The 10,406-nt window shown below is 68.9% G+C and carries 11 protein-coding genes; 9 read left to right on the top strand and 2 right to left on the bottom strand.

Annotated elements, in window-relative coordinates; translation table 11 throughout:
* Positions 1-99: 99 nt before the first annotated feature.
* The 9 genes from ACPYO6_RS00450 to ACPYO6_RS00410 all read left to right on the top strand — a co-directional run bounded on the left by ACPYO6_RS00450 (position 100) and on the right by ACPYO6_RS00410 (position 8,048).
* Entirely contained in the window at positions 100-513 is a 414-nt protein-coding gene (locus ACPYO6_RS00450) for a YccF domain-containing protein (RefSeq protein ID WP_425712912.1), read from the top strand.
* Between the two features lie 257 nt (positions 514-770).
* Entirely contained in the window at positions 771-1,682 is a 912-nt protein-coding gene (locus ACPYO6_RS00445) for a TRAP transporter substrate-binding protein (protein ID WP_425712911.1), read from the top strand.
* 134 nt (positions 1,683-1,816) lie between these two features.
* Positions 1,817-2,299 carry a TRAP transporter small permease gene (locus ACPYO6_RS00440; protein ID WP_425712910.1) on the top strand — a complete coding sequence of 161 codons (483 nt, stop codon included), beginning with the start codon at positions 1,817-1,819 and terminating at the stop codon, positions 2,297-2,299.
* On the top strand, positions 2,296-3,585 hold the full coding sequence (locus ACPYO6_RS00435) for a TRAP transporter large permease (RefSeq protein ID WP_425712909.1): 1,290 nt from the start codon (positions 2,296-2,298) through the stop codon (positions 3,583-3,585). Before ACPYO6_RS00440 ends, ACPYO6_RS00435 begins: the two co-directional genes overlap by 4 nt.
* Before the next feature lie 70 nt (positions 3,586-3,655).
* Complete coding sequence (locus ACPYO6_RS00430; RefSeq protein WP_425712908.1) at positions 3,656-4,402, top strand: sugar isomerase domain-containing protein; 747 nt, start codon at positions 3,656-3,658, stop codon at positions 4,400-4,402.
* A gap of 19 nt (positions 4,403-4,421) precedes the next feature.
* Positions 4,422-5,159, top strand: a complete 738-nt coding sequence (locus ACPYO6_RS00425) for a 6-phosphogluconolactonase (RefSeq protein WP_425712907.1) — start codon at positions 4,422-4,424, stop codon at positions 5,157-5,159.
* Positions 5,149-6,345: an N-acetylglucosamine-6-phosphate deacetylase gene (locus tag ACPYO6_RS00420; RefSeq protein WP_425712906.1), complete on the top strand. Its 1,197-nt coding sequence runs from the start codon at positions 5,149-5,151 to the stop codon at positions 6,343-6,345. The genes ACPYO6_RS00425 and ACPYO6_RS00420 overlap by 11 nt, the downstream gene beginning before the upstream one ends.
* 55 nt (positions 6,346-6,400) lie before the next feature.
* On the top strand, positions 6,401-7,354 hold the full coding sequence (locus ACPYO6_RS00415; protein WP_425712905.1) for a LacI family DNA-binding transcriptional regulator: 954 nt from the start codon (positions 6,401-6,403) through the stop codon (positions 7,352-7,354).
* Positions 7,355-7,463: 109 nt separating this feature from the next.
* Positions 7,464-8,048 (top strand): TIGR03086 family metal-binding protein, encoded by a 585-nt coding sequence (locus tag ACPYO6_RS00410; protein ID WP_425712904.1) that lies wholly within the window; start codon positions 7,464-7,466, stop codon positions 8,046-8,048.
* 29 nt (positions 8,049-8,077) lie between these two features.
* On the opposite strand, the gene ACPYO6_RS00405 is transcribed toward ACPYO6_RS00410, so the two are convergent.
* Both ACPYO6_RS00405 and ACPYO6_RS00400 read right to left on the bottom strand, forming a co-directional pair.
* Positions 8,078-9,568, bottom strand: a complete 1,491-nt coding sequence (locus ACPYO6_RS00405; RefSeq protein WP_425712903.1) for an NAD-dependent succinate-semialdehyde dehydrogenase — start codon at positions 9,566-9,568, stop codon at positions 8,078-8,080.
* A 109-nt stretch (positions 9,569-9,677) separates the two neighbouring features.
* Entirely contained in the window at positions 9,678-10,364 is a 687-nt protein-coding gene (locus ACPYO6_RS00400; RefSeq protein ID WP_425712902.1) for a GntR family transcriptional regulator, read from the bottom strand.
* Positions 10,365-10,406 lie beyond the last annotated feature (42 nt).

The raw sequence follows: 10,406 nt of genomic DNA, 5'->3' as shown, positions 1-10,406 counted from the left end.
GCTCAGGGCCGCGATGGTCGGGCGTGCAGTTCGGCGTCGTGCATGTCGCTCGTCGTCGTCGGCCGACACCGCCGGGCGACCCGCACCTACCGTGGTGCCATGCGCATCCTCGGCAACATCCTGTGGTTCGTCCTGGCCGGGTTCTGGCTCTTCCTGTTCTACGTGATCGCGGGGATCATCGCCTGCCTCCTCATCATCACGATCCCGTTCGGCATCGCGTCGTTCCGGCTCGCCGGCTACGTCGTCTGGCCGTTCGGTCGCCGCGCGGAGTTCCGACGGGACTTCGGCATCCTGCACGTCGTCGCCAACATCATCTGGATCGTCCTCCTCGGCTGGGAGCTGGCGATCGTCCACCTGTTCGCCGGGGCGCTGCTCTGCCTGACGATCGTCGGCATCCCGTTCGGGATCGCGTGCTGGAAGATGGTGCCGCTCGCCTTCCTCCCGTTCGGCACGCACATCGTGCCGGTGCGCAGCCGGGCCGAGGACCCGTTCGCCGCGGCGCCGGGGCGCTGACTGCGCCCCGACCGGCCCGGCACATCTGCGACACACCAAGAACCTCGCCCTGAGACCTTGACGTGCAAGCGCTTGCATGCAAAGTTCCCACCACCCGACAAGGAGGTAGGGACACCATGCGACGACTACGAGTTCTGACAGTGGCGACAGGCGGGGCACTGGCCCTGGGAGGCTGCGGCTTCCTCACCGGCGACGACGGCGGCGGGGACTCAGGGGCGGGCGGCGGCGAGTGCGAGCCGACCACGCTGCGAGTCGCCATGATTCGAACTGCCAACGACCCAGGGACGATCGCAGCCGAGGAGCTGTCTGAGCGCGTCTCCGAGCGCACGGACGGTGACGTCGACGTCCAGATCTATCCGGACAGTCAACTCGGAGACATGAACGACGCCTACGCCGGCGTCGCGAGCGGGGAGATCGACGCCTACTACGAGACGATCTCGACGTACTCGACCCTCGAGGGTGCCGAGGCGTTCACGGCGCTCACCGTGCCGTTCCTGTGGGACAGCTACGAGCAGTTCGAGGCGGTCCTGGAGACGGAGGAGTTCGCCGAGCTCTTCGACGAGGCGGCGGAGGCCACCGGCGTTCGAGTCGTCGATGCGTCAGGGGACAACGAGCCCCGAGCCCTGACCGCGAATCGCGCGATCGAGACCCCCGACCAGATGGAGGGGCTCAGAATCCGAATCGCGGACGCACCGATCCCTCAGGCATTCGCCGTGGCTCTCGGGGCCGAACCTCAGGTCATCGCCTTGTCCGACCTGTACTTCTCTCTTCGCCAAGGCGTGGTCGACGCCCAGGAGACCGGATCCATTGCCGTCGTCAACAACAGCATCTACGAGGTCCAGGACTACTACATGCCGACGGACTACATCCGGGACGTGCGCGCCTGGTACCTCAACGACGACCTGTGGCAGGGCATGTGCGAGGAGCACCGCACCATCCTCGAGGAGGAGATGGAGCAGGCGGGCGAGGACGTCACCGAGTCCACGCGTGCCGAGCTCGAGTCCGCCATGGAGGTCATCGAGGAGAACATGACCGTCGTCGACGTCGACGTCGACGCCTTCCGCGAGGAGCTGGACGGCGAGTTCGACCAGTTCGACGGCGACCTGTGGCCCGAGGGCACTCTCGACATGGTCGAGGAGCTGGCGGCCGAGCACGCCGACGCCGCCTGAGGCACCGGGAGGGGCGGGCGAAGAACGCCCGCCCCATGTGCAAGCGCTTGCACGAACACTGATTCGAAGGAGAGGCGATGGACTCCGACCCATCGGCATCACCGAGGCACCGTCCGACGAGGCGCGACGCACTCGTGCGACGGGTATCCCACGGCCTGGCTGCGATCTCGGGCGGCCTGCTGCTCTCCCTGTTCGTCATCAACGTGGTCCAGATCGGCGCACGGCCCGTCATGGGTGGCTGGATCTGGGTCAACGACCTCAGCAGGCTGCTCATCACCTGGGTGATCATGATCGGTGCGTCCGCCGCCATCGGGCTGCGTGAGCACCTCGTCGTCGACTTCGTCGTCGACCGCGTTCCTGCGGCGTTACGTACTGCCTGCGCCTACCTGACACGCGTGATCGAGCTCCTCATCGGTGTCGTCCTGCTGGTCTCAGGGGCGATCGTGGCGCTCGACCGCATGAGCATCCAGTACATCCAGCTGGGCATCCCGACCGGGTGGGCGTACCTCGCCGTCCCGGTGCTCGGTCTCTTCCTCGTGCTGTTCGGCCTCCTCCGGAGCCTCCATGCCGCGGAAGGGCCGGCGATCGCAGAACCCGAAGCCGGTGAGACGTCATGACCGAGATCGCCATCCTCTTCGTCACGATGTTCGCGCTCATGGCGCTGGGCGCCCCCATCTTCATCGCCATGCTCGCGGCGGTCCTCGTCACTCTCTTCGCCGGCGACCTCGGCTCGGCCACCGTGCTTCCGACGCAGGTGGCGGCCGGTGTCGACTCCTATGAGCTGCTCGCCATCCCGTTCTTCGTCCTCATGGGCTCACTCATGTCGCAGGCAGGGTTGACCGAGCGGATCGTCGCCTTCCTCATGTACTTCATCGGCGGCATCAAGGGAGGGCTCGCACACACGGTCATCGGTTCGAGCGCCTTCGCCTCGTCGGTCAGCGGGTCCGCCCCGGCTGCGGCGTCGATGATCGGCTCCGCCATGTTGCCGATGATGCGACGGTCCGGGTACCGACAGGAGTTCTCAGCGGCGGTCGTCGCGTCCTCCGCCATTCTCGGCCCCGTGATCCCGCCGAGCGTCCCGATGGTGTTCGTGGCACTCGTGACCTCTCTGTCCGTCGGGCAGCTGTTCATCGCCGGCATCGGCCCGGGCATCCTTCTCATCGTCGGCCTCATCGTCGTCGTGGCCGTGCGCAGCCGCGGCACCGAGCGGATCCCCGACACGGAGGCGGTCAACCCCTACCGGAAGGACGGCCTGCTCACCGTCACGTTGCGCGCGGTGCCCGCACTTCTCACCCCGGTGCTCATCATCGCCGGTGTCATCGGGGGGTTCGCGACCGTCACGGAGATCTCGATCCTCGCATCCGCCTACGTGCTGCTGCTCGGCCTCGCCTACCGGTCGCTCAATCTCCGGTCGTTGTTCGACGTCTTCACCCAGACGGCACAGTTCGCGTCGACCATCATGATGATCTTCGCCGCCGTCGCCGGGTTCACCTACATCGTCGCGCTCACCCGGCTGGGCAGCAGGATCGACCAGCTCGTGGTAGATGCGGGCCTCGGGTCGTTCTCGTTCCTCCTGCTGACGATGCTGTTCTTCCTCGTCCTGGGCATGGTCATGGACGCGATTCCGGCGATCCTCATCTTCGTGCCGGTCCTGCTGCCCAGCGCCATCGAACTCGGCATCGACCCGATCCACTACTCCGCGATGATCGTCGTCAACCTCATGGTCGGTCTCATCACTCCGCCGGTCGGCGCACTGCTCTTCGTCACGACGAAGCTCGCCCGCGTCTCGTTCCTTCCCCTGGTCAAGGAGACCGCGCCGTTCATCGCCGTCTACCTCGCGGTCGTGCTCCTCACGACGCTCGTACCGGCGCTGACGACCGCTCTGCCCGGTCTGCTGTTCTGACCCTCCACCTGCTCCACCCGCACAGACGCGGAGGCCGTCCCGCGGCTCCGCACCGACGAAAGGACATCCAGTGCTCGAGAGCTACCTCGACTACGTCACAGGCATGCTGGGACGGGTCGTCGAGTCGAACGCAGAAGTTCTCCCTCGCGTGATCGACGAGACGGCACGGCGGGTGACGGAGGACCGGCTCATCTACGTCTACGGGCCTGGCGGACACGCGAACCTCGCGACCCAGGAGGCCTTCTTCCGCGCCGGCGGTCTGATGAACATCGCGGCCATCCTCGACGAGGGCACGCTGCTGTCCAGCGGCGCAAGGCGTTCGATGGCGATGGAGCGCACTCCGGGTTACGGCCGTGTCGTGATTGACCACTCGGGGCTCGGCGACGGCGACCTCATCATCATCGTCAACTCGTACGGGATGAATTCTGCAGTCATCGACTCCACGCAGCGGGCGAAGGAGCTGGGGGCGACGGTCGTCGGCGTCAGCTCACGCACGCACGCCGAGACGATCGGGCCGGAGCATCCGGCGCGGCACCCTTCCAAGCAGAACCTGCATGACCTGGCCGACCTCTTTCTGGACTCGCAGGTGCCGGTCGGGGATGCCGTCGTCTCGTTCGACGCCGACGTCCCCAACGCCGGGGCGGTCTCGACCTACGCGAACGCCTTCCTCATGAACGCCATCCAGATCCTCACCATCGAGCGCGTCCTCGCGGAGGGGGGTCGGCCAGCCGTCTGGACGAGCGGGAACGCACCGGGCGGCGACGAGGCGAACGCTCGCCTCGTCGATCGGTTCACCGACCGCATCAAGCTGCTCTGAGCCACGGAGGTCACGACAGATGGAGCTCATCCAGAACCACACCCTCGCCGAGCTCGGCAACGACGGCGCGAGGCTCGCGGCACGCGCCATCACCCGGGCGCACGACGAGGGACGTGAGGCCACCGTGCTGCTGGCTGCCGCACCCAGCCAGATTCCTGTCCTCGAGTCGCTGGCGAAGGCAGATTGTCATTCCAGCCCCGTGCGCTACTTCCACATGGACGAGTACGTAGGCCTCCCCACGGACGCACCCCAGGCCTTCGGCCGGTGGCTGGAGGACAACTACTTCGCTCTCCTCCCGGACGGGAGTCCGTATGCGTTCGAGCGGATCGACACGGCGGGCGAACCGTCGGCTGCCGCGATGGACTACGCGGATCGGCTGCCTGCCGCAGACTTCGACCTCGTCCTGTGCGGGATCGGTGTCAACGGGCACCTCGCCTTCAACGACCCCGGCACGGACTTCTCCGACCCGGATCCGGTACGTCTCATCGAGCTTGCGGAGGCGTCCCGGACACAGCAGGTCGACGAGGGACTGTTCCCCGACCTCACCGCGGTTCCCCGGCACGCCATCACCATCACCGTGCCCCGCATGCTGGCCGCACGCACGATCGTGTGTTCCGTCCTCGGGACCGCGAAGGCCGAGGCGATGCGGTCGATGCTCGAGTCCGCGGTGACCAACGAGGTCCCCGCGACAGCGCTGAAGAACCACCCCGACGTCACGGTGCTGGCCGACCTGGAGGCGCTGAGCCGTGTCGCGTGAGCACCATGAGGGCCGCGACGTCCTCACCGGCCGGCCCGTGCGCGTGGTCGTTCGCGCGGGGGTCGTCGACGAGGTCGAGCTGCTCGACACGTCCACCGCGCTTCCCTGGCTCAGCCACGGTCTGGTGGACCTGCAGGTCAACGGATTCGGCGGGATCGACGTCAATGCGGCCGACCTGACGGTCGACGACGTCGGACGGCTCGCCCGAGGCCTCGTCGCACAGGGAACGAGCCATTGGGTGCCCACGATCGTCACCCAGAGTCACGACCGCATCGCACAGGCGCTGTCGACCTTGGCCGACGCGGTGGCGAGCGACCCGGTCGTGGCCGCATCCGTGCCGTGCGCGCACATCGAGGGGCCGTTCATCTCGCCCCTCGACGGGCCGCGTGGCGCGCACGACCGGAGCCTCGTCCGGGACATCGACGTGGACGAGGTCCGTCGGTGGCAAGAGCTGTTCCCGATCGGGTACGTCACCGTCTCGCCGCACGGCAAGGACGCGCCGGCGAAGATCTCTGCGCTCCGCAGGCTCGGCGTCGCGGTGGCGATCGGCCACACGCACGCCACCGAGGAACAGGTCGCCGCGGCGTCCGTCGCCGGTGCGACCCTGTCGACGCACCTGGGCAACGGGGTGCGCGCCGACCTCCCCCGCCACCCCAACCTGCTGTGGGAGCAGATCGCTGACACGACACTGTCGGCCGGTCTCATCGGCGACGGCCACCACCTACCTGCAGCAGTGCTGGAGAGCATCGTGCGCGCCAAGGGCCCCCAGGGCTGCTACCTGGTCTCGGACTCGGTCGCGCTCGCAGGTTCCCCCGCCGGTCGATACACGACGCCGGTCGGCGGCGACGTGGTGCTGTCCGATGACGGCCGGCTCGCCCTCGCCTCCGACGACCGGTTGCTCGCCGGCTCCGCGGTCCCCCTCGCGCACTGCGTCCGGTTCGCGGCCACGCGGACGCAGCTCACGCTGCCCGAGGTGTTCGACATGGCCACACGGGTCCCGGGACGCCTTCTCGCCGAGCTCGCTCGGGTCGGCGCTCCGGCGGCCCGGGGGACCGAGATCTCCCCGACAGGCGCCGTCCCCGTCGGGACCATCCTCCCGGGAACGCCGGCCCACCTCGTCCTGTGGGACTCCGACCTCACGATCATCGAGACGATCGGTCCCGGCGGGGGCAGGATCGACGGATGACCAGGATCGAGGCATGAACAGGCCGCAGGGACCACGCGCACCCCGGCCTACCCCCGTGACGATCACCGACGTCGCGCGGGCGGCCGAGGTGTCGACCTCGACGGCCTCCCGGGCGTTCAACCACCCCCACCTGCTGCGGGAGGACACGGTAGCCCGCGTGAAGGCTGCTGCGGACCGCCTCGGCTTCCGCCACAACAGGTACGCGAAGGCACTGAGCACTGGTCGTTCCTCCGCGCTGGGCCTCATCGTCCCCGACCTGTCCAACCCGTTCTTTCCCCCGCTTGTACATGCGGCTCAGCTGGCTGCGGAGGAGCAGGGATACTCGCTCTACATCCTCAGCAGCGAGCACAGCGTGGCTCGCGAGAAGCAGCTCGCAACACTCGTCAGCCGCGACGTCGCAGGGCTCGTCCTCGCCTCCCCGCGAATGTCCCGCTCCCATGTGCTCGGCATCGCGCAGCAAGTTCCGACCGTGCTGATCAACGCACGGGTCAACGGTCTCTCCTCGGTGCTCGTCTCCGCCGCCCAAGCCATCGCCGATGCCGTGGAGGACGGCGCAACCACCGGCGCTTCGAGCGTGGCGTACATCGGCAGCGCGGAACGGTGGTGGCCGAACATGGAGCGAGAGGAGAGCGCCAGGTCGGAGGCAGCCAGGCACTCCCTGCCCTACCGGCACCTCGAGCTCGACGAACCGACATACGACGCCGCGCGACACCTCGTCGACAAGGTCGACATCCGTGAGGGCGAGCTCGTGGTGGCGTTCGACGACATCGTCGCTCATGCCGTTCTCGACGGGCTCGGTGCCCGCGGACTCCGCAGCCCGGACGACGTCCGGGTCGTCGGGTGCGACGACGCGCTCCCGATCAGCACCCAGCCGGCGCTCTCCACGGTGCACCTGGACACCCGCACCGCCGCACGCACCGCAGTGGACCTGCTGCTCTCGGATGACTCGGGCACAGGTGCGCGGCAGGTCATCGTCAGCGGCTCGTTCCGCAAGGGCGAGACAACCTAGCCGTCGCACACCCCGCCCCGCATTGCGCTGCGGCGGGAGCCGCACAGATCGGCGTCGCCACTCGCCGAAAAACCTGTACCGCGAGGACCGCGCCGGACAGACTGCGACCATGGCGCGCCCCATCGACCTCACCCCCGCGACGCGGCGCCTGGCCGACGTCGCCGCCCGGATCTCCGACGACGACCTCGACAGCCCGACGCCCGACTCGCCGTGGACGGTCGGCCAGCTCCTCGCCCACGTCATCTACCTCAGCGACGCGTTCCGCGCGGCTGCCAGCAAGGAGCTCGGGGACGCGACGGACGCCGGGCCCACGAGGACACCCGAGCTGGTGCCCGAGTGGCAACCGACGCTCGACCACGCCCTCGTCCGCCTCGCCGACGCCTGGCGGGACCCCGCGGCATGGGAGGGCGACACCCGCGCGGGCGGGCTCGACATGCCCGGGGAGTCCGCGGGGATCGTCGCCCTCGACGAGATCGTCCTGCACGGGTGGGACCTCGCGGTCGCGACCGGGCAGGAGTACACCGCCGCGGACGACGAGATCGAGGCGCTGGCCGTGTTCGTCGAGGAGTTCGACCCTGCCGGGTCCCCCGGGATGTTCGGTCCGGCTCTCGACGCCGACGACGACACGTCGCCGTTCGAGCGGCTGCTCGCGCGCGCCGGGCGCGACCCGGGGTGGAGCCCGCCCGGCGCCTGAACACTCGGGACACGTCCACGCTCGGCGGGTCAGCTCCAGTCGACGCTGAGGTACTGGACCTCCTGGTACTCCCGGATGCCCTCGTGGCCGCCCTCGCGGCCGAGGCCGGACTCCTTGACGCCGCCGAAGGGTGCGGCCGGGTCGGAGACGAGGCCGCGGTTGAGACCGACCATGCCGGCCTCGAACCGCTCGGCGATACGCATCGCCCAGCCCAGATCGTCCGAGAACAAGTAGGCCGAGAGTCCCAGCTCGGTGCCGTTGACCTGCGCCAGCATCTCCTCGTCGTCGGACCACGTGACGATGGGAGCCACGGGTCCGAAGATCTCGTTCTGGACGAGCGGAGAGTCGGCATGCACGTCCCTCAGCACGGTGGGTGCGTAGAAGTGCCCCTCAAGGTCGCTGGGGAGCTCGGCGCGATGCGTGACACGGGCACCGGCCTCGACTGCCGCGTCAACCAGCTCGGTGACCCCGGTGAGCGCCTTGGCGCTGATGAGCGGTCCGATCTCGGTGGACTCCTGCTGCGCCGGACCCACGCGAAGTGCCGCGACCCGCTCCCCGAACTTCTCGGTGAACTCCTCCACGACGTCGGCGTGGACGTAGAGCCGGTTGGCGGCAGTGCACGCCTGACCTCCGTTGCGGAACTTGGCCAGCATCGCGCCCGCGACCGCCCGGTCGACGTCCGCATCCGCGGCGACGACGAGCGGAGCGTTCCCGCCCAGCTCCATCGACGAGCTGATGACCCGCTTCGCCGCCTGCGCGAGCAGGATCTTTCCCACCCCGGTCGAGCCGGTGAAGGAGAGCTTGGCGACGCGCTCGTCCTCGAGCCACGTCGTGACGACCGATGACGCCGACGACGTCGGGACGACTCCCACGACGCCGTCGGGCGCGCCCGCCTCGGTGAGGATCTGGGCGATCGCCAGCGCCGTCAGCGGCGTCTCGGAGGCAGGCTTGAGCAGCACCGTGCAGCCGGCGCCGAGCGCCGGCGCGATCTTGCGGGTCGCCATCGCCGCCGGGAAGTTCCACGGCGTCACAAGAGCAGCCACACCGATCGGTCGGTGGGTGACGACCGTGCGCACACCACCCGCCGGGGCCACCGAGTACTCCCCCGCCCCACGCACACACTCCTCGGCGTACCAGCGGAAGAACTCCGCCGCGTAGGACACTTCGGCCCGCGCATCGGCCATCGCCTTGCCGTTCTCCGCCGCGATCAACCCCGCCAGCACCTCACGCCGCTCGATCATCAGCCCGAACGCACGGTGCAGGACGTCAGCCCGGGCACGCGGAGAGGTCGCCCCCCATGCCGACAACGCACCCGCCGCCGAATCCACCGCACGCCGCGCGTCGTCCGCAGTTCCGTCCGCGACCGTGGCGATCGTCGTCGTCGTGGCCGGGTCCGCGACCTCGAAGGTCGCACCGGCCGATCCCGCAGTCCCCCGACCGTCGATCCAGACGCCGTGCTCGGGGTCGATCGACCGCACCAGATCGGTCACCGACAGAGGATGGGTCAGCTGCTCAGTCATCGTCGTCTCCTTGGTCTGGTCCGGCGCCGTACCGAAGCCTCACGGCACGGCGCGCTCGCAGCGCGAGGCCGGCAGGGTCCGCGTCGGGGTGTCAGGGGATTCCTGGGGGTCAGGCGCTCGCGGTCTTGGCGAGGAACTGCGTGAGGGTGTGGAGCTTGTGGTCGCGGGCGACACGCTCGAGCTGATCGACGTCGATCGTGGCTGCCGAGACGAGCGCGAGGATCTCGTCGTGCTCCTCGACGGAGGTACGCGCCCGTCCCGGGACGTAGCTGAAGCTCGACCGTCGAATGGCGCCCATCCGTTCCTGCTCGCGGGCGAGCATCTCGGTGAGGTGGGCGTTGGGGCACGGCCCGCACAGCACCGTGTGGAACTCCTGGTTGAGGCGGGTGAAGCTGACCGGGTCGAAGTCCTCACCGCGCATGCGGCGCAGCTGCTCGTTGATGTCGCGGGCGGTGGCGATGTCCTGTTCCGTCAGGTGCTCCGCGGCGAGCGCCGTGGCGTACCCCTCCAGGAGTGCCATCGACTGCATGACGTCCGCGTAACCGACCGGATCGATGCCGGCGACCTCGGCGCCGATGTTGCGCCGGTACGTCACCAGCCCCTCCGCCTCGAGCCGGCGGACCGCCTCCCTCACGGGAAGGGCGCTGGTGCCAAAGCTCTCGGCGACCTGACTGAGCACGAGCCGGTAGCCGGGCGTGTAGGTGCCGTCGACGATCCGACGATAGAGCTCGCTGTAGACACGCTCGGACTTCGACGGGGTCGTCTTCCGTCGTGTCGCGCTCGAGTCGCTCGTCATTCTGCCCTCCAGCCGGTACTTGATCGTAGGTTGCCGGGCGCC

The organism is Georgenia sp. Z1344, assembly GCF_049856295.1.
Classification (GTDB): Bacteria; Actinomycetota; Actinomycetes; order Actinomycetales; family Actinomycetaceae; genus JB111.
The sequence above is the reverse complement of the archived record's forward strand: the minus strand, read 5'-3'. Positions and strand labels throughout refer to the sequence as shown.